At 65.1% G+C, this 26,523-nt stretch carries 26 protein-coding genes; 19 read left to right on the top strand and 7 right to left on the bottom strand.

From position 1 onward, the window contains the following. Nucleotides 1–115 precede the first annotated feature (115 nt). The 3 genes from BHE01S_RS16480 to BHE01S_RS16470 all read right to left on the bottom strand — a co-directional run bounded on the left by BHE01S_RS16480 (nucleotide 116) and on the right by BHE01S_RS16470 (nucleotide 2,587). Nucleotides 116–1,111, bottom strand: a complete 996-nt coding sequence (locus BHE01S_RS16480; RefSeq protein ID WP_042265772.1) for an ABC transporter permease — start codon at nucleotides 1,109–1,111, stop codon at nucleotides 116–118. Nucleotides 1,112–1,164: 53 nt separating this feature from the next. Beyond that, nucleotides 1,165–1,905, bottom strand: a complete 741-nt coding sequence (locus tag BHE01S_RS16475) for an ATP-binding cassette domain-containing protein (protein WP_042265771.1) — start codon at nucleotides 1,903–1,905, stop codon at nucleotides 1,165–1,167. Between the two features lie 208 nt (nucleotides 1,906–2,113). Further along, entirely contained in the window at nucleotides 2,114–2,587 is a 474-nt protein-coding gene (locus BHE01S_RS16470; RefSeq protein WP_042265770.1) for an Lrp/AsnC family transcriptional regulator, read from the bottom strand. 254 nt (nucleotides 2,588–2,841) lie between these two features. Between BHE01S_RS16470 and BHE01S_RS16465 the strand changes: the two genes are divergently transcribed. The 12 genes from BHE01S_RS16465 (at nucleotide 2,842) to BHE01S_RS16410 (ending at nucleotide 14,675) form a co-directional block, all read left to right on the top strand. Continuing rightward, nucleotides 2,842–4,236 (top strand): amino acid permease, encoded by a 1,395-nt coding sequence (locus BHE01S_RS16465; protein ID WP_042265768.1) that lies wholly within the window; start codon nucleotides 2,842–2,844, stop codon nucleotides 4,234–4,236. Nucleotides 4,237–4,279: 43 nt separating this feature from the next. Next, entirely contained in the window at nucleotides 4,280–5,476 is a 1,197-nt protein-coding gene (locus tag BHE01S_RS16460; protein ID WP_042265767.1) for an amino acid aminotransferase, read from the top strand. Nucleotides 5,477–5,574: 98 nt separating this feature from the next. After that, nucleotides 5,575–5,985 carry a DnaJ family domain-containing protein gene (locus BHE01S_RS16455; RefSeq protein WP_042265766.1) on the top strand — a complete coding sequence of 137 codons (411 nt, stop codon included), beginning with the start codon at nucleotides 5,575–5,577 and terminating at the stop codon, nucleotides 5,983–5,985. A gap of 83 nt (nucleotides 5,986–6,068) precedes the next feature. Then, nucleotides 6,069–6,677, top strand: coding sequence for a tRNA adenosine(34) deaminase TadA (gene tadA, locus BHE01S_RS16450; RefSeq protein WP_042265862.1), 609 nt, complete (start codon nucleotides 6,069–6,071; stop codon nucleotides 6,675–6,677). Between the two features lie 25 nt (nucleotides 6,678–6,702). Beyond that, on the top strand, nucleotides 6,703–7,629 hold the full coding sequence (gene ldcA / locus BHE01S_RS16445; RefSeq protein ID WP_042265764.1) for a muramoyltetrapeptide carboxypeptidase: 927 nt from the start codon (nucleotides 6,703–6,705) through the stop codon (nucleotides 7,627–7,629). 310 nt (nucleotides 7,630–7,939) lie between these two features. Next, nucleotides 7,940–8,662, top strand: a complete 723-nt coding sequence (locus BHE01S_RS16440) for a GntR family transcriptional regulator (RefSeq protein WP_042265763.1) — start codon at nucleotides 7,940–7,942, stop codon at nucleotides 8,660–8,662. 302 nt (nucleotides 8,663–8,964) lie between these two features. Further along, nucleotides 8,965–10,479, top strand: coding sequence for an NCS1 family nucleobase:cation symporter-1 (locus tag BHE01S_RS16435; protein ID WP_042265762.1), 1,515 nt, complete (start codon nucleotides 8,965–8,967; stop codon nucleotides 10,477–10,479). A 36-nt stretch (nucleotides 10,480–10,515) separates the two neighbouring features. Continuing rightward, on the top strand, nucleotides 10,516–11,304 hold the full coding sequence (locus BHE01S_RS16430) for an aspartate/glutamate racemase family protein (RefSeq protein WP_042265761.1): 789 nt from the start codon (nucleotides 10,516–10,518) through the stop codon (nucleotides 11,302–11,304). Nucleotides 11,305–11,562: 258 nt separating this feature from the next. After that, nucleotides 11,563–12,522, top strand: coding sequence for an allantoinase PuuE (gene puuE / locus BHE01S_RS16425; RefSeq protein ID WP_042265760.1), 960 nt, complete (start codon nucleotides 11,563–11,565; stop codon nucleotides 12,520–12,522). After that, the gene (gene uraD, locus BHE01S_RS16420; protein WP_042265759.1) at nucleotides 12,519–13,040 is read left to right on the top strand and encodes a 2-oxo-4-hydroxy-4-carboxy-5-ureidoimidazoline decarboxylase; all 522 of its coding nucleotides are present in this window, start codon (nucleotides 12,519–12,521) and stop codon (nucleotides 13,038–13,040) included. The genes puuE and uraD overlap by 4 nt, the downstream gene beginning before the upstream one ends. An 81-nt stretch (nucleotides 13,041–13,121) precedes the next feature. Continuing rightward, nucleotides 13,122–14,132, top strand: a complete 1,011-nt coding sequence (gene alc / locus BHE01S_RS16415) for an allantoicase (RefSeq protein WP_042265758.1) — start codon at nucleotides 13,122–13,124, stop codon at nucleotides 14,130–14,132. Nucleotides 14,133–14,150: 18 nt separating this feature from the next. Then, on the top strand, nucleotides 14,151–14,675 hold the full coding sequence (locus BHE01S_RS16410; RefSeq protein WP_042265756.1) for an ureidoglycolate lyase: 525 nt from the start codon (nucleotides 14,151–14,153) through the stop codon (nucleotides 14,673–14,675). A gap of 405 nt (nucleotides 14,676–15,080) precedes the next feature. On the opposite strand, the gene BHE01S_RS16405 is transcribed toward BHE01S_RS16410, so the two are convergent. After that, nucleotides 15,081–16,274, bottom strand: coding sequence for a urate hydroxylase PuuD (locus BHE01S_RS16405; RefSeq protein WP_042265755.1), 1,194 nt, complete (start codon nucleotides 16,272–16,274; stop codon nucleotides 15,081–15,083). Between the two features lie 212 nt (nucleotides 16,275–16,486). Continuing rightward, on the bottom strand, nucleotides 16,487–16,840 hold the full coding sequence (gene uraH / locus BHE01S_RS16400) for a hydroxyisourate hydrolase (protein WP_042265754.1): 354 nt from the start codon (nucleotides 16,838–16,840) through the stop codon (nucleotides 16,487–16,489). Between the two features lie 590 nt (nucleotides 16,841–17,430). On the opposite strand from uraH, the gene BHE01S_RS16395 reads away from it, so the two are divergent. After that, nucleotides 17,431–18,840, top strand: coding sequence for an 8-oxoguanine deaminase (locus tag BHE01S_RS16395; RefSeq protein WP_042265753.1), 1,410 nt, complete (start codon nucleotides 17,431–17,433; stop codon nucleotides 18,838–18,840). 71 nt (nucleotides 18,841–18,911) lie between these two features. On the opposite strand, the gene BHE01S_RS16390 is transcribed toward BHE01S_RS16395, so the two are convergent. After that, the gene (locus BHE01S_RS16390) at nucleotides 18,912–19,844 is read right to left on the bottom strand and encodes a LysR substrate-binding domain-containing protein (protein ID WP_042265752.1); all 933 of its coding nucleotides are present in this window, start codon (nucleotides 19,842–19,844) and stop codon (nucleotides 18,912–18,914) included. Between BHE01S_RS16390 and BHE01S_RS37845 the strand changes: the two genes are divergently transcribed. The 5 genes from BHE01S_RS37845 (at nucleotide 19,843) to BHE01S_RS16370 (ending at nucleotide 25,057) form a co-directional block, all read left to right on the top strand. After that, a complete protein-coding gene (locus BHE01S_RS37845; protein WP_157025435.1) occupies nucleotides 19,843–20,106 on the top strand; it encodes a hypothetical protein in 264 nt (87 codons plus the stop codon). The two genes, BHE01S_RS16390 and BHE01S_RS37845, sit on opposite strands and share 2 nt — an antisense overlap. Before the next feature lie 20 nt (nucleotides 20,107–20,126). After that, entirely contained in the window at nucleotides 20,127–21,752 is a 1,626-nt protein-coding gene (locus BHE01S_RS16385) for an ABC transporter ATP-binding protein (RefSeq protein WP_042265751.1), read from the top strand. A gap of 66 nt (nucleotides 21,753–21,818) precedes the next feature. After that, the gene (locus BHE01S_RS16380; RefSeq protein ID WP_042265749.1) at nucleotides 21,819–22,925 is read left to right on the top strand and encodes an ABC transporter permease; all 1,107 of its coding nucleotides are present in this window, start codon (nucleotides 21,819–21,821) and stop codon (nucleotides 22,923–22,925) included. A 39-nt stretch (nucleotides 22,926–22,964) separates the two neighbouring features. Then, entirely contained in the window at nucleotides 22,965–23,894 is a 930-nt protein-coding gene (locus BHE01S_RS16375) for an ABC transporter permease (protein ID WP_042265747.1), read from the top strand. Between the two features lie 77 nt (nucleotides 23,895–23,971). Then, entirely contained in the window at nucleotides 23,972–25,057 is a 1,086-nt protein-coding gene (locus BHE01S_RS16370; protein WP_042265746.1) for a BMP family ABC transporter substrate-binding protein, read from the top strand. Nucleotides 25,058–25,206: 149 nt separating this feature from the next. Here the strand turns inward: BHE01S_RS16370 and BHE01S_RS16365 are convergent, their stop codons facing one another. Then, nucleotides 25,207–25,416 (bottom strand): dodecin, encoded by a 210-nt coding sequence (locus BHE01S_RS16365; RefSeq protein WP_042265745.1) that lies wholly within the window; start codon nucleotides 25,414–25,416, stop codon nucleotides 25,207–25,209. 189 nt (nucleotides 25,417–25,605) lie between these two features. Here BHE01S_RS16365 and BHE01S_RS16360 point away from each other — a divergent pair, with 189 nt between their 5' ends. After that, nucleotides 25,606–26,505 carry an NAD(P)-dependent oxidoreductase gene (locus BHE01S_RS16360; RefSeq protein WP_042265744.1) on the top strand — a complete coding sequence of 300 codons (900 nt, stop codon included), beginning with the start codon at nucleotides 25,606–25,608 and terminating at the stop codon, nucleotides 26,503–26,505. Nucleotides 26,506–26,523: the final 18 nt, after the last annotated feature.

Raw genomic sequence — 26,523 nt, 5'->3', positions numbered from 1 at the left:
TCGGAAGGAAAGCCCGCGCCCGTGCCTTGGGCTTCCTGCGGAACCTTGCGTTATGTGTGATGGCTGGCGTCCGGCGGTTCCGCGTGCAGTCCGGCCGCGCCTCCCTGAAACCGGTTCAGTCTTCTTGCCGCTCGCCGCCCAGCCGGTTGAACAGCACGGCGATGATGATGAAGCCGCCCACCACGGTGCCCTGCCAGAACGAGTCGACGCCGAGCAGGATCAGGCTGTTGCGGATCACTTCGATGAGCGCGGCGCCGACGATCGTGCCGAACGCGCTGCCCACGCCGCCCGCGAGATTGGTGCCGCCGATCACCGTGGCGGCGATCACGCGTAGCTCGTCGCCGGTGCCAAGGCCGGTGGTCACCGCGCCGAGCCAGCCCACTTCGAGAATGGCCGCGACGCCTGCCATCAGGCCGCCCAGCACATAGACCGAGCAGATCACGCGCCGTACCGGCACGCCCGTGAGATTCGCCGCATGACGGTTGCCGCCGACCGCGAAGACATAGCGGCCCCAGCGCGTGAAGGCGAAGGCGAACCAGAACAGCACGCCGAGGACGATCAGGAACCACACGGGGTTGGCCACGCCGAGCGTCTTGCCGCCGCCGAGCACGAGGAGCTTGTGCCCGTCGGGTCCGAATTCGAAGATGGTCCGGCTCCCGGAGATCACGAGTGCGAGGCTGCGGCCCACGCTCAGCATGCCGAGCGTGACGACGAACGGCTGCATGTTGAGATAGGCGATGAGCAGGCCGTTCACGAGGCCGACGAGCCCCGCCGTGAGCAGGCCGAGGCCGATGCCGGCCCAGATCGGGTAGCCCGCGTTCATCGTGACGGAAAGCACGATGCCGCTCAGTCCGATCGTCGAGCCGACCGAAATGTCGATTCCGCCCGTGACGATGATGGCCATCATCCCCAGCGCGACGATGGCGACGAAAGCGAAGTTGCGCGTGACGTTGAAGAGGTTCTGCTGCGTGGCGAATGTCGAGGTGACGAACGAGAGCAGGACGCAGGCAACGAGCGTGGCGAGCACGACCCAGAACACCTGGCTCGCGAGCAATCCGCTCCAGCGCGTGTGGGTCTTCGCGGATTGGGGGTCGTCAAGCAGTGTCGGCATCGGGTTTGGCCTTTGCGGCGCATCGTTCAATTTCGGGTCTCCTGTCGGGGGCTTCAGGCGGCGGGGATGGCTCCTGTGATCAGGCCGGTGACTTCCTCCGGCGATGACGCCGCGGTCTGCTTGTCCGCCACCTTGCGCCCGCGCCGCATGACGACCACGCGGTGGGCGACTTCGAAAACGTCGGGCATGCGGTGACTGATGAGAATCACGGCAATGCCGTGTTCCGAAAGGCGTTTGATGAGGTCGAGCACCTGCGTCACCTGGCGCACGCTGATCGCGGCGGTGGGTTCGTCCATGAGCACGAGCCGCGCCTCGGACAGTCGCGTACGTGCAATCGCCACGGCCTGGCGCTGGCCGCCCGACATCTGCCGGACGAGATCGCGCGGGCGCGTTTCGGACTTCAGTTCCTTGAACAGCTCGGCGGCGCGCCGGTACATGGCCGCGTGATCGAGCACGCGAAAGGGCCATATGCCGATGCGCGGCTCGCGCCCGAGAAAGACGTTGGCCGCCGCCGTGAGGTTGTCGCAGAGCGCGAGGTCCTGATACACGACCTCGATGCCCTTGGCGCGGGCATCCACGGGTCTGCTGAAATGAACGGGCTTGCCGTCGATGAGCACTTCGCCGTGGGAGGGCGGGAAGTTGCCGGCGATGACCTTCACCAGCGTCGATTTTCCGGCGCCGTTGTCGCCCATGAGTCCGACCACCTGGCCCGGTTCCAGGCTCAACGTGACGTCGGTCAGCGCCTGAATGGCGCCGAAGTGCCTGGAAACGCCTCTGAGCTCAAGAAGACTCATGGACTGTCGCGCTCGCGCTTGTGAGGCCGCCCGACGCCGTGTCCAGGGTGGCCAGTAGACATGCTAACTAGCCTGTTTTTAGAGCACGATGGCGCTTTTAGCAAGACTATTTCATCGGCCGGTCCTGCTGCACCGCGAACAGGCCGCCGATGAGATAAAATTGCATTTTTGCCGAAAACCCCCGCCAGACGGACCTGGCGCGCTCGTCTCAGGTTTCCAGCGGCATCGCGCTCGTCCCCTTGAGTTCATCGAGGCAGACGATCGACTGCACGCTGTTCACGCCGGGCGCGCGCATCAGCGTATCGAGCAGGAACTCGGAAAGCGCCTTGAGATCGCGCGCCACCACCTTCAGAACGTAGTCGATATCGCCAGTCACGGAGTAGCACTCCTGCACCTGCGGCAACGTTGCGACGAGTTCCTTGAACTTGACGAGCTCGCGCATGTGCCCGCGCTCCATCGTTACCTGAATGAAGGCGACCACGCCGAAGCCGAGCGCCTGTGCGTCGAGGCGCGTCTCGTAGCGCCGGATCACGCCGAGCGCTTCGAGCCGACGATGACGCCTGAGTGTCTGCGCGGGCGAGAGCTTGATCGCGGCCGCGAGTTCGAGGTTCGAAGCGCGGCCGCGCTCCTGCAGTGCGGCGAGAAGCCGCATGTCGATTGTGTCGAGCGCGAGACTTTGCATTTATCTTGCGTGAGATGGGTTTGAGGCGAGAGACAATTGTATCAATCAGGGTTTGCCTGCGTACGAGATGAAATCATATTTTTCCGCGTCAACTATACACTGGGCGCACCCGATCGGGCTGGCGGCCAATACCCCCAAGCCTGGCAGCGCGCCGGCGCAGAACGTTGTGCGCGCAATTTTATTTCGTGGAGCGGAGCCGGCATCCCACCCGGATGCTTTGGCCCCGCGCAGATAAGTCGGAGACAGGAAGAGACATGGTTTCAAACGACACGCGTGAAAACCGCGGCCAGCTAAAACGCGGCCTCAAGAATCGCCACATCCAGCTCATTGCGCTGGGCGGGGCGATCGGCACGGGCCTGTTCCTCGGCATCGCGCAGACAATTCAGACCGCCGGCCCTTCGGTGCTGCTCGGCTACGGCATCGCCGGCATCATTGCGTTCTTCATCATGCGGCAACTGGGCGAGATGGTCGTGGACGAGCCCGTCGCCGGTTCGTTCAGCTATTTCGCCGACAAGTATTTCGGCCCGTTCGCGGGCTTTCTCTCCGGCTGGAACTACTGGGTGCTCTACGTGCTCGTGAGCATGGCCGAGCTTTCGGCAGTCGGCATCTACATGCACTACTGGTGGCCGACGCTGCCCACCTGGGTCTCGGCGCTGGTGTTCTTCGTCGTGATCAACGGTATCAACCTCACGAGCGTGAAGTCGTATGGCGAGCTCGAGTTCTGGTTCGCCATCGTCAAGGTGCTGGCGATCGTCGGCATGATCGCCTTCGGCGGCTGGCTGCTGTTCTCGGGCTCGGCGGGTCCCGAGGCGAGCGTCTCGAACCTCTGGCGCAATGGCGGTTTCTTCCCGCACGGCGTCTCGGGTCTCGTCATGGCCATGGCCGTCGTGATGTTCTCGTTCGGCGGCCTGGAGCTGGTCGGCATCACCGCAGCGGAGGTCGACGATCCCTCGCATAGCATTCCGCGCGCGACGAATCAGGTGATCTACCGCATCCTGATTTTTTACATCGGCGCGCTCGGCGTGCTGCTCTCGCTCTACCCGTGGCAGAAGGTCGTGGCCGGCGGCAGCCCCTTTGTGCTGATCTTCCACGCGATGAACAGCGACCTCGTGGCCAATGTGCTCAACCTCGTCGTGCTGACGGCGGCGCTCTCGGTCTACAACAGCGGCGTGTACTGCAACAGCCGCATGCTCTACGGCCTCGCGCAGCAGGGCAATGCGCCGAAGGCGCTGCTCAAGGTGAGCCGCCGCGGCATTCCGCTGGCGGCGCTCGGCGTATCGGCGTTCGTCACGGCCGCCTGCGTGGTCATCAACTACTTCATGCCTGGCAAGGCGTTCGAACTGCTGATGGGGCTCGTCGTGTCCGCGCTCATCATCAACTGGGCGATGATCAGCCTGATTCACCTGAAGTTCCGCCGCGAGAAAGCGCGCGTCGGTCAGACGACCACGTTCCGCAGCCTCGGCTATCCGCTGACGAATTACGTGTGTCTCGCGTTCCTCGGCGGCATTCTCGTTGTAATGTATCTGATTCCGGATCTGCGGATTTCCGTGTACCTGATTCCGGTCTGGCTGGGCGTGCTTGGACTCGCCTACCGTCTGTGGTGCCGCAAGTCGGCGCCGGCGCTGCAACGCGGCGTGCCGGCCCCGTAAGCGCTGATATTCGTCCCGAATTTCGTCCAGAGAGTTAAACAGCATGTTCGAACACATCGATGCCTACCCCGGCGACCCGATCCTTTCGCTCAACGAGAACTTCCAGAAGGACCCGCGTCAGAACAAGGTCAATCTGAGCATTGGCATCTACTTCGACGACGAAGGCCGTCTGCCCGTCATGCAGGCCGTTCGCAAGGCCGAGGCGGCGATTCTCGAGGAGCCGGGTCCGAAGCCGTATCTGCCGATGGCGGGTTTCGCGCAGTACCGCGACGCCGTGCAGGCACTGGTGTTCGGCGCCGACTGCCCGTCGCGCGCGGCCGGCCGCATCGCGACCGTGCAGACGCTGGGCGGCTCGGGCGCGCTCAAGGTCGGCGCCGATTTCATCAAGCGCTACTTTGCGACCAGCCAGGTGTGGGTGAGCGATCCGACGTGGGAGAACCATCGCTTTATCTTCGAGCGCGCGGGGTTCACGGTGAACACGTACCCGTACTACGACGAGGTGACGGGCGGCCTGAAGTTCGAGGCGATGCTCTCCGCCATCGACGCGCTGCCGGCGAAAAGCGTCGTGCTGCTGCACGCGTGCTGTCATAACCCGACGGGCGTCGATCTGGATCGCGCGCAGTGGGAGCAACTGATCGACGTGCTGCAAAAACGCGACCTGCTGCCGTTCGTCGATATGGCGTATCAGGGCTTCGGCGCGGGCCTCGAGGACGACGCGTTCGCGGTGCGCGAGCTTGCGCGCCGCGGCGTGCCGGCGCTCGTGGCGAATTCGTTCTCGAAGAACTTTTCGCTCTACGGCGAGCGGTGCGGCGGCCTGCACGTGATCTGCGAAGACGCGGCGGCCGCCGGGCGCGTGCTCGGCCAACTCACGGGCTCGGTGCGTGCGAACTACAGCAATCCGCCGACTCACGGCGCAAAGATCGTCACGCGCGTGCTGGGCACGCCGGAACTGAGGGCGTCGTGGGAGCAGGAACTGGCCGCGATGTGCGAGCGCATCGCGCGCATGCGCGTGGCGATTCACGACGGCCTGCGCGCGCATGCGGGCGAAGCGGCGCTCGCGCGCTACGTCAAGCAGCGCGGCATGTTCACGTACACGGGCTTGAGCGAGAAGCAGGTCGAGCGTCTGAAAGAGGAGTTCGGCGTGTACATCCTGCGCTCGGGCCGTATGTGCGTGGCAGGCCTGAACGGGAAGAACGTGGGCGTGGTGGTCGACGCGGTCGGCGAGGTGATGAAGGACTAAGGGAAGGGCGGGGGCGTAGATGGCACACGTGCCGGCCGCGCACGGTCTTCAGGTCTTACCCTGATAGAATGCGTGAGCCGCAACGTAGTGGATTGCTGATGAAATTGCTTGATGCCCTCGTCGAACAACGGATTGCCGCCGCGGCCGCGCGCGGTGACTTCGACGACCTGCCCGGCGCCGGTGCGCCGCAGACGCTCGACGACGACCTGCTCGTGCCTGAAGAAGTGCGCATCGCCCACCGCATCCTGAAGAACGCGGGCTTCGTGCCGCCCGCAGTCGAACAGTTACGGGCCTTGTGCGACCTCGAGGAAGCGCTCGCCACGATGGGCGACAAGGCCGCGCAATGCCGTCTGCGCGCGCGCATGCTGGCGCTCGACATGGCGCTCGAATCCTTGCGCGGCGGACCGATGGTCGTGCCGCACGAATATTGCCGCCGCATCGCGGAGCGTCTGTCCGAACGTGCGGCAGGCGAGTCCGACCTCCCGGGTCTCCCGGCGGGGGCCGCGTGACGGGCTCCCCCGTCCAGCCACACGCCCCCGGCGGCGAACGCGAAGAGGCTCAGCCGGCGGTCGCTTCGCCTGCCGGACCGGTTCTGGCCGATCCGCTCGTGACGGCGTCCGCGGCCGTGCCTCTATCCGACGTCGAACCCGATCCCGTCTCCGGGCGTGACCGGCATTTCATGCGTCTTGCGCAGGCCGCCGCCGAAGAGGCGCGCGCCGCCGGTGAAGTGCCCGTGGGCGCGGTACTCGTGCGCGGCGACGAAGTGATCGCCTCGGGCTTCAATCACCCGATCGGCGCGCACGATCCCTCCGCGCACGCCGAAATGGCGGCCTTGCGCGCGGGCGCGCAGGCGCTGGGTAACTACCGCTTGCCCGGCTGCGAACTCTATGTGACCCTTGAACCGTGCCTGATGTGCGCCGGCGCGATCATGCATGCACGCATCGCGCGCGTGGTGTTCGGCGCGCGCGACCCGAAAACCGGCGCGTGCGGCAGCGTGGTCGATGCCTTCGCCAACGAGCAGCTCAATCATCACACGAGCGTGTCCGGCGGCGTGCTGGCGGACGAGTGCGGCGAGGCGCTGCGCGCGTTCTTCGCCGACCGCCGGCGCGCGAGCCGGGAAGCGCGCCGCACGGCCCGGGAACGGGCTGAGCAAGCGCAGGGAGGGACTGGCGTAGCCGGTCCGGACGAACCCGCGGGTTGAATCTCGCGGTTGAACCGAATTCGACATGACCATTCATCGCACCATCGAGCTGGTTGCTCCGTCCGGTTATCCGCATGATGCGCAAGCGGTGCACCGTGCGCTTGCCCGGTTGCGGGCGCAAGGCCATCACGTCAACGGCGTGCAGGCGACCGAGCGGCGTTATCAGCGCTTTGCCGGCACGGACGGCCAGCGCGCGGCCGAACTGAACCGCCTCGCCGACCCGTCGCGCGACCTGCCGGACATCGTACTCGCTGTGCGGGGAGGCTACGGCGCGGTGCGCATCCTGCACGGTCTCGACTACGACGGTCTGCAGCGGCGTTTGACGGATCAGCCCATTGCGTTCGTGGGGCATAGCGATTTCACCGCAATCCAGCTCGCGCTGCTCGCGCGCGCCGGGCTCACGACCTTTGGCGGTCCGATGCTCTGCAGCGACTTCGGCGCCGAGAGTCTCAGCAGCTTCACGATGCATCACTTCTGGGATGCGCTCTCGAAACCGCGCAACACGTTTAAGGTGAATGCGCCGCAGGCCCAGTCGACGAATGTTTCGGGCACGCTCTGGGGCGGCAATCTGGCCGTGCTGACTTCGTTGATCGGAACGCCTTATCTGCCGCCGGTCGAGGGCGGCATCCTGTTCGTCGAAGACGTGAACGAGCAGCCGTTCCGCATCGAACGCATGATTTATCAGCTGCATCTGGCCGGCATTCTGGCTCGCCAGCAAGCCCTGGTGCTGGGCGACTTCACCGGCCACAAGCAGTTCGATTACGACAACGGCTACGATCTGCGCGAAATGGTGGAGCAGATGCGTGCCGTGGTTGGCATTCCGGTGGTGACGGGCCTGCCGTTCGGCCATATTCCGGACATGGTCACGCTGCCGATGGGTGCGCCGGCGCAGCTGACCACGACCGCACAGGGTTTCGAGCTGACCGTGAGCGGCTACCCGCATCTGAGTTGATTTTGCACTGACACAAAGGCGCTTTCGGGCGCTTTTTTCACGACATCTTATGCAACTAACGGCCCAATTCTGGAGGCGCCAGACAATGCTCAAGATACCCCACGTGGCTCTAGATTGTTGACAAAAAATGTGACTGGATTGGGGCAACGAATCACCATGCAGGTGCTGAATTCCCCGAAATAAAGCACATTTCACCGATAAGAGGCATGTGGCACCTGGCGCGCACGTGGGGATCTTCCCCAGGTTCGCCAACAAAATTGTTGACAATATTTATGTCCAACCTAGGATACCCAACATAGAGATCCGAGCCATGCGAAAGACCGATATCGACGCCGAAGCAACCGGCATGAAGCCCGAGGCAATCGCCGCGCGAATCCGCGCAGCGATACTCGAGCACCGGCTGCCGCCCGGCGCGAAGCTGACTGAAGCGCAGTTGTGCGAAGTATTCGGCGTGAAGCGCGGCCCGATCCGCCAGGCGCTCGCGCTGCTCGCGAAGGACCATCTCGTGGATCTGGAGCCCAATCGTGGCGCGTTCGTCGCAAGCCCGTCGCTCCAGGAAGTGCACGAGGTGTTTGAGATGCGGCGGATCATCGAGTTGGCAGTAGTGGGGCGCATTTGCAGCGCACAGCGTGGCAACCGCCGGCTGAAGACCATCGGCGAGACGATCAGGCGCGAGCGCAAGGCCTTCGAGGGGCGCGACTTCCCGACGTGGATCCGGCTTTCGGGCGAGTTTCATACGTCGCTCGCCGCGCTCACCGGCAATACGGTGCTGTGCGATTGCCTGGGCGGGCTCGTGGCGCGCTCGACGCTGATTTCAGCGCTCTACGAATCGCCGGGACGCAGTCCGTGTTCGTTCGACGACCACGAGGCGATTCTCGCGGCGCTCGAGGCCGGCAACGAGAACGAGGCCGTCGAGCTCATGGTGCGTCATTTGCAGGGTGTCGAGCTTCGGATGCTCGACCGGCCGGCAGGCGCTTCGGTCGACTTGCAGGAAGTGTTCGGCACGCGCGAGGCGACCTCGCTTGCACGCTGATGCGCTTCCGAGGCGGCACTGAAGCGCATTGAAGTAAAGGAAAGGATTGCAGTGAAGCGCGGCGGCCCGCTACGAACGGTGGCCGCCGCGGCTGAAGGGGATGGAGTGGGGCGCATGCAGTGCATGCGTACGGCAAGAACAGGCACAGCGTTACAGGGCGCCCGCAGCGGCGACCGACGCAGTGCCCGCGCAGGCCAGACCATTCGGGGATATCGCGGCGGCCGCGTCCAGCGGCGGTACGCACGCGTTTCGAGGCGTTCAGGCGTCTTTTTTCCGTGGCATATCCATCCAAGGAGCGGATCATGGCTCAGTTCAGCGCGTCACCTGGCAGTCCGGCAGTGCCCAACTTCGAATCTGGCGAAAGCAGCGAGTCCGCAGACAATCTGTGCTTGCCGGCCGGCTACAGCGAGCGGCTCTACAACCACGACCTTGCACCGCTCAAGGAGCAGACCTGGGGCGCGTACAACATCTTCGCGTTCTGGATGTCCGACGTGCATAGCGTCGGCGGCTATGTGTTCGCGGGGAGCCTCTTCGCGCTCGGCCTCACGAGCTGGCAAGTGCTCGTCGCGCTGATCGTCGGCATCTCCATCGTCAATGTGCTCTGCAACCTGATCGCGCGGCCGAGCCAGCGTCACGGCGTGCCGTATCCGGTGGCCTGTCGCGGCACCTTCGGCGTGCTCGGCGCCAATATTCCCGCCGTGATCCGCGGCCTCATCGCCGTGGCGTGGTACGGCATCCAGACGTACCTCGCTTCGAGCGCGCTCGTGATCGTCGTACTCAAGTTCGTTCCGCAGCTCATGCCTTATGCCGACGTGCACAAGCACGGGCTGCTCGGGCTTTCCGCAATCGGCTGGGCCGGCTTCATGACGCTCTGGGTGCTGCAGGCGTTCGTGTTCTGGAACGGCATGGAGACGATCAAGAAGTTCATCGACTTCGCCGGGCCGGCGGTTTATGTCGTGATGTTCGCGCTTGCGGGCTACATGGTGTATCGCGCGGGCTGGCACAACATTGGCCTGAATCTCGGCGGCGTGAAGTATCACGGTACCGAAGTGATTCCCGTGATGATCACGGCGATCTCGCTCGTGGTGTCCTACTTCTCGGGGCCGATGCTCAATTTCGGCGACTTCTCGCGCTACGGCAAGTCGCTCAAGAGCGTTCACAAAGGCAACTTCTGGGGACTGCCGGTCAATTTTCTCGCCTTCTCGCTCGTCACGGTCATCACGACATCGGCAACGCTGCCTGTGTTCGGGGAACTGATTACCGATCCCGTCGAAACGGTCGGCCGCATCGATCATCCGACCGCTGTGATTCTCGGTGCGCTCACGTTCACGATTGCGACCATCGGCATCAACATCGTCGCGAACTTCGTTTCGCCCGCGTTCGACTTTTCCAACGTCGCACCACGGCTCATCAGCTGGCGTGCGGGCGGCATGCTCGCCGCCGTGGCCTCGATCTTCATCACGCCGTGGAATCTCTTCAACAACCCGGCCGTGATTCACTACACGCTCGACGTGCTCGGCGCCTTCATCGGCCCTTTGTATGGTGTCCTGATTGTCGACTTCTATCTCGTGAAGCGCGGCCGTCTCGCCGTGGATGATCTCTATACGGTGTCGCCGAAAGGGGCGTACTGGTATCGCAACGGCGTGAACTGGCGCGCGGTGTCGGCGTTGCTGCCCGCAGCGGTGATCGCGATTGTCTGCGTGATGGTGCCTTCGCTCGGCGGTGCGGCGAACTTCTCGTGGTTCATCGGCGCAGCGCTTGCCGCGTTGTTCTATCGCGCGCTCACGATGGGCGAACGCGCTCGCGCCAACGCATGAGCTTCGTGCAAACCAGGCATCGAAGAAGGAATTGAAATGCGCATCAAATTGATCAATCCGAACACCACGCAACGTATGACCGCCGCGATGGAGCAGTGCGCGCGCGCCGTGATCGCACCGGGCACGGAGGTGGTGGCGGTGAGCCCGACGATGGGCCCGCCGTCGATCGAAGGCTATTACGACGAGGCGCTCGCCACGCCCGGCCTGCTCGCCGAAGTGGAGGCGGGCGAGCGCGAAGGCTTCGACGGCTACGTGATCGCGTGCTTTGGCGATCCAGGCCTTTACGCGGCGCGCGAGTTGGCGCGCGGGCCCGTCGTGGGCATCGCGGAAGCCGCGATGCATGCGGCGAGCGTGCTGGCGCCGGGTTTCTCGGTCGTGACGACGCTCTCGCGCACGCGCGCCATGGCCTGGCACCTCGCCGAGCGCTACGGCATGACGCGCTTTTGCCGCAACGTGCGCGCGATCGACGTGGCCGTGCTCGAACTCGATGAACCGGGATCGGCCGCGCGCCGCGCGATCGTCGACGAGTGCCGCCGCGCGCTCGAGGAAGATGGCGCGGATGCGATCGTGCTCGGTTGCGCCGGCATGACGAGCTTGTGCGCACAGGTGGAGGACGCGCTAGGCGTGCCGGTGATCGACGGCGTGACGGCCGCCGTGAAGTGGGTGGAGGCGCTCGTCGCGCTGCGCCTCACAACGGCCAAACGCGGTGACTTCGCGCGGCCGCTAGCCAAGCGTTACGACGGCGAATTCGCGCGTTTCAGCCCGGCAAATCCCGCCCCGGTCACGGAAACTCCGCCGCCCGTGCGGCCGCTGCGCTACGGGTAAACGCGCGGCGCGCGCAAATACAGATGGCCGCCGGGATGACGCCGGATCGGGCGGCCACATACACCTCGCTTGACCCGTACTATCTGGGCGTGCGTATGGGCGCGTACAGGTGATTTCGCTACACTGGTCCAATCCTGCAAGCAGGTTGCGCGGACCGTCCGCCAGGTCCTGCAAAGCAGCGCCGGCGGCCGCTATACGGCGCTTCGCTGTTGCGCGGCGATTTCGTTTCATTCTCTCTATTCGATTGATTCGACCAGCATGCCACTCGATCCCCAATATCCCCGCGATCTGATCGGTTATGGCCGGTATCCGGTGCAGGCCAACTGGCCCGGCCAGGCGCGCGTCGCGGTGCAGTTCGTGCTCAACTACGAAGAGGGCGGCGAAAACTGCGTACTGCACGGCGATTCCGGCTCCGAGCAGTTCCTCTCCGAAATCGTGGGCGCCGCAGCGTATCCCGCGCGCCATATGAGCATGGAGTCGATCTACGAATATGGCTCGCGCGCGGGCGTGTGGCGCATCCTGCGCGAATTCGAAAAGCGCGGCCTGCCGCTCACCGTGTTCGGTGTGGGCATGGCGATCGAGCGTCATCCCGAAGTCGCGCGCGCGTTCGTCGAGCTGGGTCACGAGATTGCGTGCCATGGGTATCGCTGGATTCACTACCAGGATGTCTCGCCCGCCAAAGAGGCCGAGCATATGAAGCTCGGCATGGAAGCGATCGAGCGCGTGACGGGCGTGCGCCCGCTCGGCTGGTACACCGGGCGCGACAGCCCCAACACGCATCGCCTCGTGGCCGAGTATGGCGGCTTCCTCTACGACTCCGATTACTACGGCGACGACCTGCCGTTCTGGATGGACGTGGAGGTCACAGGCGGCAAGTCGCTGCCGCAGCTGATCGTGCCTTATACGCTCGACACGAACGACATGCGCTTCGCTTCGCCCCAGGGCTTCAACACGGCGGACCACTTCTTCACCTATCTGCGCGACGCATTCGACGTGCTCTACGAAGAAGGCGCCGAAGCGCCGAAGATGCTCTCGATCGGCATGCACTGCCGGCTGCTCGGGCGACCCGGGCGTTTTCGCGCGCTGCAGCGCTTCCTCGACCACATCGAAAAACACGAGCGCGTGTGGGTCACACGACGCGTGGACATCGCGCGCCACTGGCGCGAGCATCATCCCTATCAACCGCAACAGAACGACCACCGCGGGGCCGCCGCATGAAGGCAATGCACTACACCCTCGAACAGCTGAATCAGGCTTCGGTCGACGCCTTCGTGGCGGCGCTTTCGGGCATCTTCGAGCACTCGCCCTGGGTTGCCGCCGCGGCCGCACGGCAACGCCCGTTTGCGAGCATCGACGCGCTGCATCGCACCATGTCGCAGGCCGTCGAAACCGCGGGCGAGGCGCAGCAGCTTGCGCTCATCAACGCCCACCCGGAACTTGCGGGCAAGGCTGCCGTGCGCGGCGAGCTGACCGCCGAATCCACGCGCGAGCAAAGCGGTGCGGGCCTGAATCAGTGCACGCAGGAAGAGTTCGACAAGCTCCTCGCGCTCAACGGCGCGTATCGCGAGAAGTTCGGATTCCCATTCATTCTTGCCGTGCGCGGCTATGACCGCCACGGCATCATCGCGAACTTCGAGGCGCGCGTGAACAACAGCCGCGCCGAGGAAATGCGCGCGAGCCTCGACCAGATTTACCGCATTGCGCGCTTCAGGCTGGATGAACTGATCGATGCGTAACGTGGCGATGCGCCCCCCGGTTTTTCGCGAGGGGGCGCAGCGCCGTTTTGATCTACAGAAAAGATACGAAGGATGACAACGATGGCACTCCCGACTCTCGACCCCAACGCCCCCGATTTCACGCGCCGCTTCGTGAATCTCGCGGACCCGCGCCTGGGCGCGCAGGCGCTTGAGGCGAGCGACGACTTCTTCGCGCCGAAGGAGCGCATGCTCAATCCGGAGCCGGCCGTCTTTATTCCGGGCAAGTACGACGAACACGGCAAGTGGATGGACGGCTGGGAAACGCGCCGCAAGCGCACGACCGGCTATGACTGGTGCATCGTGAAACTCGCCCGCCCCGGCGTGATTCAGGGCCTCGATATCGACACGAGCCACTTCACGGGCAACTATCCGCCGGCGGCATCGGTGGAGGGTGCGTATGTGGCAGACGGCGCACCCACTGCCGCGACGCAATGGACGGAGATCGTTCCCTCGACCTCGTTGAACGGCAACAGCCACCACTACGTGGAAGTGTCGAGCGACAAGCCGTACACGCACCTGCGCGTGAATATCTATCCCGATGGCGGCATCGCGCGTCTGCGTGTGTACGGCCAGCCGCAGGTGGACTGGGCGGGCGCGAGCCGCACCGAACTGTTCGACCTCGCCGCGATGGAAAACGGCGCGTACCTCGTCAGCGCGAACAATCAGCACTTTGGCATGGCTGCCACGCTGCTCATGCCGGGCCGCGGCGTGAACATGGGCGACGGCTGGGAAACGCGCCGCCGCCGCGAACCCGGCAACGACTGGGCGATCATTGCGCTCGCGCAGCCGGGCATCATCAGGAAGATCGAAGTCGATACGGCGCACTTCAAGGGCAACTACCCCGACCGCTGTTCGTTCCAGGCCGCGCGTGTGGTGGGCGGCACGGACAGCTCGCTCGTGACCCAGGCCATGTTCTGGCCGGTGCTGCTCGGCGAGCAGGCGCTGCAGATGGACAAGCAGCACTACTATGAGAGCGAACTCGCGGCGCTTGGCGCGGTTACGCACGTGCGCTTTAACATCATCCCGGACGGCGGCGTGTCGCGTGTACGCCTCTGGGGCACGCTCGCCTGACACGCTGACGAGGCCATCATGAGTGAAACAAGGACGATGCTGACGATCGAGCCGCTCACCCGCGAGGCGTTCGCGCCCTTCGGCGACGTGATCGAGCTCGCGGGCGCGAAGCAGATTCCGATCAATCTGGGCACGACCATCCGCTTTCACGATCTCGCGAACGTGGATGTGACCGATGAAGGCGGCCGCACGCTCGTGAATCTTTTTCGCGGGCAGCCGCGCGAGCTGCCGTTCGAAGTGAAGATGCTCGAACGGCATCCGCTGGGCAGCCAGGCGTTCGTGCCGCTCAACGACAAGCCGTATCTCGTCGTGGTCGCGCCGGCGGGCGAGCTGGACGTCGCGAAGATTCGCGCATTCGTTTCGCGTGGCTGGCAGGGCGTGAACTACGCAAAGGGCGTCTGGCATCATCCGCTGATCGCGTTAGGCGAGGTGAGCGATTTCATCGTCGTCGATCGCGGTGGAGATGGGCTCAATCTGAACGAGCAGGATCTGCCGGAGTCGTTCTGGTTGACGGAAGACGCGATGAAGGCCGCGATGAGGTGATTCACGGAATTACACAGCAGTACGTATCATCAGGAAAAAGCCACGGCCGAGACCCCGTGGCTTTTTTGCGCTTGACGGACGAAGTACGGTGGTGGCTCAAGTCGAACAGGCTGCGCAAGAGGCCGCAAGGCGTGGCGAGTCATGCAGGGCGATGTGCGACGCCTCGATGCTTCGCTCGGGCCAGATGGCGAGCCGCGCCTCTCGCACGCTCCGGACAGCACGCAGGGTTCCCGGCATCAGTGGGAAGGCCGACGCTGATTCTCCATATCCGCATCGCGGCCCGACTCGCAATCCCTCCAGCAAAGACCGTTTCAAAAGAAAAAGGACCCGAAGCGCATCGCACCTCGGGTCCGCCCAGTCACAACTCACGTAGCGCGATGCCAGCTATTCGCGCTACCCGCTACGTCATTGCTTCGCACCGCCCTGGAACCAGGCGGCGATCTTCTGCCGCTCGTCGTCGGTCATGTGCGTGACGTTGCCAAGCGGCATTGCCTTGAGCGTCACAGCCTGCTGATAGAGCCGCTGCGCGTTCTGCGAAATCTCGTCGGGCGTATCGAGCATCACGCCGGCCGGCGCCGCGCCCATCAACGTCGGGTGCGCCGAGTGACAGGCCGCACAGCGCTGTTGCAAGATCGGCTGGATGTCGGAAACCTTCAGCGACGGCGCGTTCGCGGCTTCGGCCTGCGGCACGACCGGACGCGGCAGGGTCCACACGAGCGCCACGAACATCAGTGCCACGCCGCCGATCGGCAGATACCACAGCTGCTGGCCGCGATGACGCATCACGAAGAACTGGCGAATCAGCGCGCCGGCCAGCATGATCACCACGAGCACGGCCCAGTTGTAGGCATGGGCGTAGGTCATCGCGTAGTGGTTCGAGAGCATCGCGAACACCACGGGCAGCGTGAAATACGTGTTGTGCACCGAGCGCTGCTTGCCGCGCTTGCCGTAGATCGGGTTCGGCACTTCGCCCTTGAGCATCGCGGCGACCATTTTGCGCTGGCCGGGGATGATGACGAAGAACACGTTGGCCGACATGATCGTCGCGAGCATCGCGCCCATGATGAGGTACGCGGCGCGGCCCGAGAAAATATGGCACGCGAGGTAAGCGGCGATCACGACGTAGATGCCCACGCACACGCCCAGCAGCTTGTCCTTCGTGCCGAGCACGCGGCACAGCGAGTCATAGACGATCCAGCCCGCGGCGAGGAAGCCGAGCGCCGAGAAGATCGCGACGACGGGACCCATGTCGAGCACGTTCTTGTCGATGAGATACGTGTTCGGCGCCATCAGATACAGCACGGTGAAGAGCGACGCGCCTGAGAGCCACGTGGTGTACGACGGCCACTTCGACCAGTGGAGGTCGTCGGGCATTTCGGGCGGCGCCACGGTGTACTTCTGCATGTTGTAGAAGCCGCCGCCGTGCACATGCCACAGTTCGCCGAATACGCCGCGGCGGCGCTGGTTCGGGTCCGTGGGCGGTTTGAGGCTGTTGTCGAGCGCGACGAAATAGAACGACTCGCCAATCCAGGCGATCGCCGCGATGACGTGGAACCAGCGCAATGCGAGGTTCAGCCAGTCGGTAATAAAGCCTTCCATGAAACGTCTCCAGTCCTGATACATTGCGCGCAACTGAACGCACGCGTTAACTGCGGGGTATGAGCGCGCCATCTGCCGTCGGGGCCGCTGGGCGACCCTTGTGCAGCCGCGCTGCCGTTGTTGTTCGGATGGCCCTGGGCTTGATGACCCGGGCCAGAAGATTGCCCGGAATGCCCTGTGAGTCTGTATTGCGGTGCCCGCCCGGGGCTCGCTCAGCTGCCCCGATAGGTGCTGTACGACCAAGGCGAAACGAGTAGCGGCACATGGTAGTGCGAACCGGCGTCGGCGATGCCGAAGCGCAGCACTACGCGATCGACGAAACGCGGCTCGGGCACCTTCGTGCCGAGAGCGGCGAAATAGTCGCCGGCATGAAACACGAGTTCGTATTCGCCTTTGGCGAGTGCCTCGCCTTCGAGCAGCGGCGCGTCGCAGCGGCCGTCGTCGTTGGTGGTGACGGTCTTGAGCGCGCGGCGCGCGTCGCCCGTGAGCGCAAAGAGCTCGACCTTGATGCCCGCGCCGGGACGGCCGTTCGCGGTGTCGAGCACGTGGGTAGTCAGCTTGCCCATTCGCAGTTTTCCTTGTGAGTGCCTGGTGCGATTGCGAGGTTTCAGCGGCGGCTCTCGATCCCATGCATGATGCATGGCGGCGGATCGAGGCTCCACGTCAGTGGCTACATACCCGTCGGCGGATCGAAGCGAGCGCCGTGTACGCATTTTAAAAACGATCGCACCCGCCGCGCGCGAGCGATAGGAAAGATAAAGCTACGCGCATGAGGGTGAGCCCTGGGTGCTGCATGGCGCCTGTCGCTCATTGCGCCCCGGATTCAGGCGTCCCTTGTTGGCATCGTACCGACGCCAAAAATCGACCTTTATATGCGTGGCGTAAATCTGGGTATCGCAGCGGCGCGAATTGCCACGACTATTTTGGCTGCGGATCGTAGAGGCCATGCGCAGCGCGTGCTGCGCGTCCCGAAGACGGCGGTGGGCGCCGGGTAACCGGGCCAGCGGCGTCCTCCTCAGGACGCGTCGGCACCGGGCGCCTGGGCGACCGGCGAGGCCGGCGGGTGAGGCGAGGGCGCCAGGTTCACACGCCGTGCGCGAGTCCGAAGGTACAGCCCAAGGCTCGTGGCGGCACGACAATGGAACGAACAAGGACGATGGAACCCACACTCGTGCAGCAGCAAAACCCGCAAGACCCGCAAAAGCCCGCCAGGACGTTGCTCGTGAAAAACGCCGACATGCTGGTGACGATGGACGGCGCGCGCCGCGAGATTCGCGGCGGCGGTCTCTACGCCGAAGGCGAGCGCATCGTCGCGGTCGGCCCGACGGCGGAATTGCCCGCCACGGCCGACGAGGTGATCGACGCGAGCGGCCACCTCGTGATGCCGGGGCTCGTCAACACGCACCACCACATGTACCAGAGCCTCACGCGCGCCGTGCCGGCCGCGCAGGACGCCGAACTGTTCGGCTGGCTCACTAGTCTGTACAAGGTTTGGGCGAACCTCACGCCCGAGATGATCGAGGTCTCCACGCTCACCGCGATGGCGGAACTGCTGCTCTCGGGCTGCACGACGTCGAGCGATCATCTGTACATCTACCCGAACGGCAGCCGCCTCGACGACAGCATCCGCGCGGCGCGACGCATCGGCATGCGCTTTCACGCGAGCCGCGGCAGCATGAGCGTCGGCCAGAAGGACGGCGGCTTGCCGCCCGATTCCGTGGTCGAGCGCGAGGACGCGATTCTCGCCGATACGCAGCGCCTCATCGAGACGTATCACGACGAGGGCCGCTATGCGATGCTGCGCGTCGTCGTGGCGCCATGTTCGCCGTTCTCGGTGAGCCGCGACCTGATGCGCGAATCGGCGGTGCTCGCGCGGCATTACGGCGTGTCGATGCACACGCATCTCGCCGAGAACGTCAACGACATTGCTTACAGCCGTGAAAAGTTCGGCATGACGCCCGCCGAATACGCCGAGGACCTCGGCTGGGTGGGCCGCGACGTGTGGCATGCACACTGCGTCCAGCTCGACGACCACGGCATCGGCTTGTTCGGGCGGACCGGCACCGGCGTTGCGCATTGCCCGTGCTCGAACATGCGGCTCGCCTCGGGCATTGCGCCCGTGAAAAAGATGCGGCTCGCAGGCGTGCCGGTTGGGCTCGGTGTGGACGGCTCGGCGTCGAACGACGGCGCGCAGATGGTGGCCGAGGCGCGCCAGGCCATGCTGCTCGCGCGCGTGGGCTTCGGACCGGACGCCATGACCGCGCGCGAAGCGCTCGAAATCGCGACGCTAGGCGGCGCGCAGGTGCTGGGCCGCGACGACATTGGCGCGCTCGCCCCCGGCATGGCGGCCGACTTTGTCGCGTTCGACCTGCGCCAGCCGCCTTTCGCGGGCGCGCTGCACGATCCCGTCGCCGCGCTCGTCTTCTGCGCGCCCTCGCAGGTTGCGCTGAGCGTGATCGGCGCTCGCGTGGTCGTGAAGGAGGGCGTGTTGCAGACGGTGGAGCTTGGGCCGGTCATCGAGCGGCATAACCGGCTCGCGGCGCAGCTCGTGCAGATGGCGCGCTGAGGCAGGCAGGCGTACAACGCACAGGCGTACAGGAAGCGTCAGCCGGCCGCAGCAGCACGCGGCCGTGCGACTCAAGGCTTGTCGATCAGCGTCTTCGTCGCTTCGGCGATGAGGCTGCGCAACCAGCGTACTTCGTCCGAGTAATGACAGCGTTCGTGCCACAACTGGTAGTACTGCATCGGCGGGAAGTCGAGCGGCGCGGGCACGACCGTGAGCGGCAGGAAGCGCGCATAGTGGTCGGCGAAAAGGCGCGTGGTCGTGAAGATCAGGTCCGACTTCACGAGCACGTAGGGCGCGAGATTGAAGTACGGCAGCGTGACGACCACGTGCCGCTTGAGGCGTTCGCGCGCGAGGTGCACGTCGATGGCGCCGCGCTGGCCCACGGAATACGGCGTAGGCGCGAGATGCGGCGCGTTCAGATACTGGTCGAGCGTGAGGCCGCCGCGTTTGGCGAACGGGTGCGTGTTGCTCATCAGGCACACGATCTGGTCGACGAACAGGTTCGAGAGGTGCAGCTGTTCGGGCGGCTCGGGCCAGTTGCCGATGACGATATCGAGCTTGCCTTCTTCGAGCGCGAGCTCGTAGTCGAACGCAGGGCCGAGCGAGTGAAACTCGAGCGTGGCGTTGGGCGCGGCCTGGCGAAAGCGCTCGACCACGGTCGGCACGAACAGGACGTTCAGATAGTCAGGACAGCCGATCCGGTAACAGCGGATGGACGTGGCCGGATCGAAATTGTGCTGCTGGAAGCGGATGCGCTCGATCTCGCGCAGTGCGTTCTGGACGGGTTCGAGCAGGCGCAGGCCGTACTCGGTCGGCACCATGCCGGACTTGCCGCGCACGAGGAGCGGGTCGCCGGTGATGTCGCGCAGACGGCGCAATGCCGCGCTGATTGCGGGCTGGGACTGGTTGAGCTTGACGGCCGCGCGTGTCACGCTGCGCTCCATCAGAAGCGTGTGCAAGACGCGCAAGAGGTACGTATCGATCGCCTCGCGTTGCTGACTCATGAATTCTCCGAATTATATGTTCTGGCTGATCGATGAGGCTTGGGGATATATCGTTTTTAATATGGACAAAAAATGGCGTCAAGCGAGGCTTACCCCGAGGCCCGTGCCCGGAGTGGTTATGCAGGCCGGCCCGTGCAGCGAGGCAACAGCGAATTTTGACGGCTCGACCTTCGCAGGGCTAACAGGTATCGTCACCCCCGCACGGCGGCGCGCAGCGCCTGAACGCGGCGGCCAGCATCAAACGGTTATCGGACAGCAATAACGGACAAGGGCGGAACCTCCATGGGTGATTCTTCTTCACGTCAGGCAACGCTCGCGCCTCGCGGCAGCGGCGTGCCGCGCCTCGCGCTTGCCGGCATCACGAAGCAGTACCCGGCGGTGCGCGCGAACGACGACGTCACGCTCTCGGTTGCGCCTGGCGAAATCCACGCCTTGCTCGGCGAGAACGGCGCGGGCAAAAGCACGCTCATGAAGATCGTCTACGGCGCGGTGCGTCCCGACGCGGGCGAAATCCGCTGGGAAGGCCAGGCCGTCGAAATCGCGAGTCCGGCGGCGGCGCGCAAGCTCGGCATCGGCATGGTGTTCCAGCATTTTTCGTTGTTCGAAACGCTTACCGTCGGCGAGAACATCGCGCTCTCGCTCGACGAACCGTTCGATCTGAAAACGTTGGCCGCGCGTATTCGCGAGGTGTCGGCGCAATACGGCCTCGATGTCGATCCGCAGCGCCACGTGCATAGCCTCACCGTGGGCGAGCGTCAACGCGTGGAGATCGTGCGCTGCCTGCTGCAGAATCCGCGTCTGCTGATCATGGACGAGCCGACGTCGGTGCTCACGCCGCAAGCGGTGCGCAAGCTGTTCGGCACGCTGCGGCGGCTGGCAGCAGAGGGCTGCAGCATTCTCTATATCAGCCACAAGCTCGACGAAATCCAGGAGCTTTGCGACACAGCCACCGTGCTGCGTGGCGGCAAGGTCACCGGCCACGTCATTCCGCGCGAAGAAACGCACGCATCGCTCGCGCGGCTGATGGTCGGGCGCGAGCTGCCCGACTACACGCGGCGTGCGCACGCGCCCGGCGACGTGCTGCTCGAAGCGCAGCATCTGTCAATGCCGAGCGACGATCCGTTCGGCACGTCGCTCAACGACGTTTCGTTCAGTGTGCATGCGGGCGAGATACTCGGCATCGCGGGCGTCTCGGGCAACGGCCAGGCGGAATTGCTCGCCGCGCTCTCGGGCGAGGCGCAAGCGGCCCGTCACGGTGCGCGCGCCGATGCCGTCAGGATTTGCGGCAAGCCGGCAGGACGGCTGTCGGCCGGGGCGCGCCGAAAGCTCGGCTTCGCATTCGTGCCGGAGGAGCGGCTGGGGCGCGGCGCGGTCCCGGCCATGTCGCTGGCTGAAAACGCCTTGCTCACGGCACACCGCGAAGGCATGGTGCGCTCGGGCTGGCTCAGGACCGGCGCGATGCGCGCGTTCGCCGAGCGCTGCATCGGCGCGTTCGATGTGCGCTGCGGCGGCCCGGACGCGCTCGCGCAAAGTCTCTCGGGCGGCAATCTGCAGAAGTACATCGTGGGGCGCGAGATTCTCCAGGCGCCGAAGGTGCTCGTGGTCGCGCAGCCCACCTGGGGCGTGGACGTGGGCGCGGCCGCGTTCATTCGCCAGCAGTTGCTCGATCTTTCGGCGCGCGGCGTGGCGATACTCGTGATCTCGGAGGAACTGGAAGAGCTTTTCGACATCTGCGACCGCATTGCCGTGCTCGCGGGCGGACGCCTTTCACCCGCGCGTTTGACAGGCGAGACGAACGCCGAGGAAATCGGCCGCTGGATGGCGGGTCTTTTCGGCGAGCGCGCGGATCGCGGAGACGGCGGCCGTCCCGACGGCGAGCCGCCCGCGCAGACCGTGGCGAACGCGTGACAGGCGGCACATAACCACGCGCGGCAGCACATCAACCACCCGAGACCGACCACCGACTTCACCACCATGATCTTCCCGTACCGACTCGAAGCCCGCACGACGCCGTCGCGCACGGTGCGCATCGCCGTGCCGCTCATCGCGGCGCTGCTCACGCTCGTCATCGGCTTCCTGATTTTCGGCCTCGTGGGCCGCGATCCCCTGCAGGCGATGCACGCGTTCTTCATCGAACCGCTGTCGAGCGTCAACGGCTGGTCCGAACTTTTGCTCAAGGCCTCGCCGCTTTGCCTGATCGCGCTCGGTCTCGCGGCGGGATATCGCGCCAACGTGTGGAACATCGGCGCGGAAGGGCAGATGGTGCTGGGCGGCATCGCGGCGAGCGGCGTGGCGATCTATTTCGATCAGTCCACGGGCTGGTGGATCCTCTTCCTGATGATGTTCGCGGGCGTGCTGGGCGGCATGGCGTGGGCGGCGATTCCCGCGTGGCTCAAGAGCCGCTTCAACACCAACGAGATACTCACGAGCCTGATGCTTACCTACGTCGCCACGCAACTGCTGATCTGGCTCGTGAGCGGACCGTGGCGCGACCCGCAGGGCATGAACTTTCCGCTCTCCGAAATGTTCGGCGGCGACGCGCTCTATCCGACCTTCGGCGGCGACTGGCGCATCCACTGGCTGCGCGGCACGCGCCTGAACGCATCGATCTTCCTCACGCTCGCGGCCATTCCGCTCGTGTGGCTCTTCATGCGCCGCAGCTTCGCGGGTTATCGCATGAGCGTGGGCGGGCTCGCGCCGCTCGCTGCACGTTATGCGGGCTTCTCGGAGAAAAAGACGATCTGGACCTCGCTGCTGCTTTCCGGCGGCCTCGCGGGCCTCGCGGGCATGGGCGAGATTGCCGGCCCGATTGGCCAACTGCAGGCGACGTGGTCGCCGGGCTACGGCTTCACGGCGATCATCGTCGTGTTCGTGGGGCGTCTGCATCCGGTCGGCATCGTGCTCGCGAGCCTCTTGATGGCGCTGCTCTATCTGGGCGGCGAAGCGGTGCAGACATCGCTGCAACTGCCGCAGGCGCTTTCCGGCGTATTTCAGGGGCTGCTGCTGTTCTGTCTGCTCGGTGCGGACCTCTTCGTGAACTATCGCGTGCGCCGCCGTCATCCGGTCGCGGCTGCGAACTGAGCAGCGCAATCCAGAAAACAACGAAACAGGCCACAGGACATGGATATCCAGCAAGCCAGCTCGCTCGCCTCGAGCGCCGTTACCGCCGCCATCCCGCTCATGTTTGCGGGTGTGGGCGAACTCGTCACCGAGAAGTCGGGCGTGCTCAACCTCGGCGTGGAAGGCATGATGCTGATGGGCGCCGTCACGGGCTATGCGGTCACCACCGTTACCGGGAGCCCATGGCTCGGCCTCGTCGCAGGCATGGCCGCCGGCATGGCGATGTCGTTGCTGTTCGGCTTTCTCGTGCTCACCATGCTCGCCAACCAGGTCGCCACAGGACTCTCGCTCACGATCTTCGGCGTCGGACTTTCGGCGTATGTCGGCAAGCCGTACACCTCGGCCGCCACGTCGGCGAACATCCCGACCTGGCCGGTTCCAGGGCTCTCGCAACTGCCGGTGGTCGGGCAGGCGTTCTTCAGCCTCACGCCTGTCGACTACCTCGCGTTCATCATGTTCGCCGTAGTCGGCTGGTTCCTCTATCGCACGCGCGCCGGGCTCGTACTGCGCTCAGTGGGCGAGTCGCCGCAGGTCGCGCATTCCGTGGGCTTTCCCGTGATCGGCGTGCGCTATGGCGCAACGGCATTCGGCGGCGCGATGGCGGGCCTCGCGGGCAGCTACTACTCCGTGGTGCAGCTGCATTTGTGGCAGGAGCAGATCACGGCAGGGCGTGGCTGGATCGCGCTCGCGCTCGTCGTGTTCGCGACGTGGCGCCCAGGCCGCCTGCTGATCGGCGCGCTGCTCTTTGGCGCGGTCACGGGCGCGCAGTTTTACGCGCAGGCCGTGGGCGTACCGGTGCCCACGCAGTTCCTCGCGATGCTGCCGTATGTCGCGACGATCGTCGTGCTCGTGCTCATTTCGCGCAACCCGAACACGATCCGCCTGAACGCGCCGGCTTCGCTCGGCAAGCCGTTCTTTGGGGCCGCCTAAGCGGAGCCGTTTATCCGGAATGCTAAGCAATACGCCTTGAACGCTCGCAGTTCTCAATTCACGACAGGAGATCCACGATGAAAAAAACCATCCTGACCGCTTTCGCCGTCGCCGCCACATGCGGCACGGCGGCCCTCGCGAGCGCGGCCCGCGCCGCCGACGCGCCGGGCGTCGCGTTCGTCTATCTCGGCAACCCGGGCGATGCCGGCTGGACCTTCGCACACGATCAGGGCTCGAAGGTCGCCGAGCAGAAGTTCGGCAACAAGATCAAGATCACGCGCGTGGAGAACGTGCCGGAGTCGGCGGACTCGGAGCGCGTGTTCCGCGATCTCGCGAACAAGGGCAACAAGATCATCTTCGGCACGAGCTTCGGCTATCAGGACTTCCAGCTCAAGGTGGCCAAGGATTTCCCGGACACCGTATTCCTGCACGCAACGGGCTACAAGAAGGCGCCGAACTTCGGCACCTATGACGTGCGCATGTATCAGGGCGCGTATCTCGCGGGCGTCGCGGCGGGTTACGCGACGAAGACCAACACGCTCGGTTTCGTCGCCTCGGTGCCGATTCCCGAAGTCGTGCGCAACATCAACGCGTACACGCTCGGCGCGCGCTCGGTGAATCCGAAGGTGCACACCAAGGTCATCTGGATCAACAGCTGGTTCGATCCGGGCAAGGAGAAGCAGGCTGCCGAAACGCTGATCGGCCAGGGCGCCGACGTGCTGCTGCAAAACACCGATTCGAGCGCGACCCTCGCCACTGCCGAAGAGAAGAAGGTTCATGCGTTCGGCTGGGACTCGAACATGAAGAAGTTCGGCCCGCACGCGCACCTGGGCTCGGTCGAGGCGAACTGGGGCGTGTACTACGTCGCGGCCATCCAGCAGGTCCTGGATGGCAAATGGAAGAACGACCCGGTGTGGTGGGGCATTCCGCAAAAGGCCGTCGATCTCGGCGACGTCAACACGTCCGAGCTTTCGGCCGACGCGCAAAAGGCCGTCGCCGCGAAGCGCGAACAGATCGCAAGCGGCAAGTGGGACGTCTTCACGGGTCCGATCAAGGACCAGACCGGCGCCGTGAAAGTACCGGCCGGCAAGACGTTGACCGACCCGGAACTGCAACGCCTGAACTGGTACGTCGAGGGCGTGGACGGTTCGCTGCCGAAGTGAGCATGAGCCGGGCGCTCGCGCTGTCTTATGCGGCGCGGGTGCGAGTACATTCTTCCTACGATTCGCGCGTTCGCACGTGAAACGGCTGCACGCCGCCTTGGAGGCGGGCGCAGCCGTTTGGCTTTCTCGCGGCGCAGCGCAGCGTCGCGTCAGTCATCGATGCGCATCCCCACCTTGATCGTGACCTGCCAGTGCGAGACCTGATCGTTTTCGATCAGGCCGCGCGTTTCCACGACCTCGAACCAGTGCAGGTTACGCAGCGTCTTCGAAGCCCGCACGATGGCGCAGCGAATGGCGTCGTCGCTGGACACCTTGGACGAGCCGGTAAGCTCGATCTGCTTGTAGACGTGGTCGTTCATGGCAGTGCCTCCTCGTGGGTTGCGCGGTGTCGGCGCGTCAATCGAGTATAGGTAACGGACCGGGGCGCAAGGGCAAAGATGAGAGAGGCCCGGCGCCGGTTATCATGGCGCCTCGCGCGAAAACGCGCATTCGATGTGCCCGTTTTGCAGGCGTGAAAGCGCAACGGCGATCGACAGGAGACAGAGAGGATGGACGGGCAGGTATTGGGTTTTTGCGGACCGGGGCTGATGGGCGCGCCGATGATCCGTCATTTGCTGCACGCCGGGCACGCGGTTCGCGTGTGGAACCGCACGCCGGCGAAGGCCGAGGCGCTGATCGCCGACGGCGCGCAGGTTGCCGCGATGCCTGGCGACCTCGCGCGCGAGGCCGACGTGGTGTTGCTGTGCGTCGCCGACGCGGCGGCGGTCGAGCAGGTGGTGTTCGGCGAGCACGGCCTGTTCGCCGGTGCGGCCGGCGAGAGCGTGCGCGTGCGCCGCATCGTCGATCATTCGAGTATTCCTCCCGACGCGACACGCAGGCTCGCAGAGCGCGCGGCGGCCTTCGGCGCGGGCTGGGTCGACGCGCCGGTCTCCGGTGGCGTAGCGGGTGCGCAGAACGGCACGCTGGCCATCATGGCGGGTGGCGCAGCAGCCGACGTCGAAGCCGTTACGCCGATCCTCGGCGCCTACGCGTCGCGCGTGACCCACATGGGCGGCGTGGGCGCGGGCCAGACCACCAAGCTGTGCAACCAGGCCATCGTCACGGCCACGGTCGCTGCGATTGCCGAAGCGGTGAGCCTCGCGCGGCGCAGCGGCATCGACGCGGCAAAGCTGCCCGAAGCGCTTGCGGGCGGCTGGGCCGATTCGACGCTGCTGCGCACGTTCGTGCCGCGCATGACGCAGGACGGGCTCGAATCCATCGGCGCGCTCAAAACGTTCCAGAAAGACGTGGACACGATCGCCGCAGCGGCCGCGCAGACCGGCACGCCCATGCCCGTCTCGGGCACGGTCCAGCAATTGCTGCGTCTGGCGGCGGCCATGGGCCTCGCGCAGGCCGACTTTTCGGGCTTCATCGAGGTGCTGCACACGCCGCGCACCGGAGAAGCCTGAGCGGGGCGGGCGCGCACA

It is taken from the genome of Paraburkholderia heleia NBRC 101817, from assembly GCF_000739775.1.
Taxonomy (GTDB): Bacteria; Pseudomonadota; Gammaproteobacteria; order Burkholderiales; family Burkholderiaceae; genus Paraburkholderia; species Paraburkholderia heleia.
The sequence above is the reverse complement of the archived record's forward strand: the minus strand, read 5'-3'. Positions and strand labels throughout refer to the sequence as shown.

Excerpts from the sequence above, each read along its gene's own strand:
- BHE01S_RS16480 (WP_042265772.1), bottom strand. The coding sequence starts at position 1,111 with ATGCCGACACTGCTTGACGACCCCCAATCCGCGAAGACCCACACGCGC.
- BHE01S_RS16475 (WP_042265771.1), bottom strand. The coding sequence starts at position 1,905 with ATGAGTCTTCTTGAGCTCAGAGGCGTTTCCAGGCACTTCGGCGCCATT.
- BHE01S_RS16470 (WP_042265770.1), bottom strand. The coding sequence starts at position 2,587 with ATGCAAAGTCTCGCGCTCGACACAATCGACATGCGGCTTCTCGCCGCA.
- BHE01S_RS16465 (WP_042265768.1), top strand. The coding sequence starts at position 2,842 with ATGGTTTCAAACGACACGCGTGAAAACCGCGGCCAGCTAAAACGCGGC.
- BHE01S_RS16460 (WP_042265767.1), top strand. The coding sequence starts at position 4,280 with ATGTTCGAACACATCGATGCCTACCCCGGCGACCCGATCCTTTCGCTC.
- BHE01S_RS16455 (WP_042265766.1), top strand. The coding sequence starts at position 5,575 with ATGAAATTGCTTGATGCCCTCGTCGAACAACGGATTGCCGCCGCGGCC.
- ldcA (WP_042265764.1), top strand. The coding sequence starts at position 6,703 with ATGACCATTCATCGCACCATCGAGCTGGTTGCTCCGTCCGGTTATCCG.
- BHE01S_RS16440 (WP_042265763.1), top strand. The coding sequence starts at position 7,940 with ATGCGAAAGACCGATATCGACGCCGAAGCAACCGGCATGAAGCCCGAG.
- BHE01S_RS16435 (WP_042265762.1), top strand. The coding sequence starts at position 8,965 with ATGGCTCAGTTCAGCGCGTCACCTGGCAGTCCGGCAGTGCCCAACTTC.
- BHE01S_RS16430 (WP_042265761.1), top strand. The coding sequence starts at position 10,516 with ATGCGCATCAAATTGATCAATCCGAACACCACGCAACGTATGACCGCC.
- puuE (WP_042265760.1), top strand. The coding sequence starts at position 11,563 with ATGCCACTCGATCCCCAATATCCCCGCGATCTGATCGGTTATGGCCGG.
- uraD (WP_042265759.1), top strand. The coding sequence starts at position 12,519 with ATGAAGGCAATGCACTACACCCTCGAACAGCTGAATCAGGCTTCGGTC.
- alc (WP_042265758.1), top strand. The coding sequence starts at position 13,122 with ATGGCACTCCCGACTCTCGACCCCAACGCCCCCGATTTCACGCGCCGC.
- BHE01S_RS16410 (WP_042265756.1), top strand. The coding sequence starts at position 14,151 with ATGAGTGAAACAAGGACGATGCTGACGATCGAGCCGCTCACCCGCGAG.
- BHE01S_RS16405 (WP_042265755.1), bottom strand. The coding sequence starts at position 16,274 with ATGGAAGGCTTTATTACCGACTGGCTGAACCTCGCATTGCGCTGGTTC.
- uraH (WP_042265754.1), bottom strand. The coding sequence starts at position 16,840 with ATGGGCAAGCTGACTACCCACGTGCTCGACACCGCGAACGGCCGTCCC.
- BHE01S_RS16395 (WP_042265753.1), top strand. The coding sequence starts at position 17,431 with ATGGAACCCACACTCGTGCAGCAGCAAAACCCGCAAGACCCGCAAAAG.
- BHE01S_RS37845 (WP_157025435.1), top strand. The coding sequence starts at position 19,843 with ATGAATTCTCCGAATTATATGTTCTGGCTGATCGATGAGGCTTGGGGA.
- BHE01S_RS16390 (WP_042265752.1), bottom strand. The coding sequence starts at position 19,844 with ATGAGTCAGCAACGCGAGGCGATCGATACGTACCTCTTGCGCGTCTTG.
- BHE01S_RS16385 (WP_042265751.1), top strand. The coding sequence starts at position 20,127 with ATGGGTGATTCTTCTTCACGTCAGGCAACGCTCGCGCCTCGCGGCAGC.
- BHE01S_RS16380 (WP_042265749.1), top strand. The coding sequence starts at position 21,819 with ATGATCTTCCCGTACCGACTCGAAGCCCGCACGACGCCGTCGCGCACG.
- BHE01S_RS16375 (WP_042265747.1), top strand. The coding sequence starts at position 22,965 with ATGGATATCCAGCAAGCCAGCTCGCTCGCCTCGAGCGCCGTTACCGCC.
- BHE01S_RS16370 (WP_042265746.1), top strand. The coding sequence starts at position 23,972 with ATGAAAAAAACCATCCTGACCGCTTTCGCCGTCGCCGCCACATGCGGC.
- BHE01S_RS16365 (WP_042265745.1), bottom strand. The coding sequence starts at position 25,416 with ATGAACGACCACGTCTACAAGCAGATCGAGCTTACCGGCTCGTCCAAG.
- BHE01S_RS16360 (WP_042265744.1), top strand. The coding sequence starts at position 25,606 with ATGGACGGGCAGGTATTGGGTTTTTGCGGACCGGGGCTGATGGGCGCG.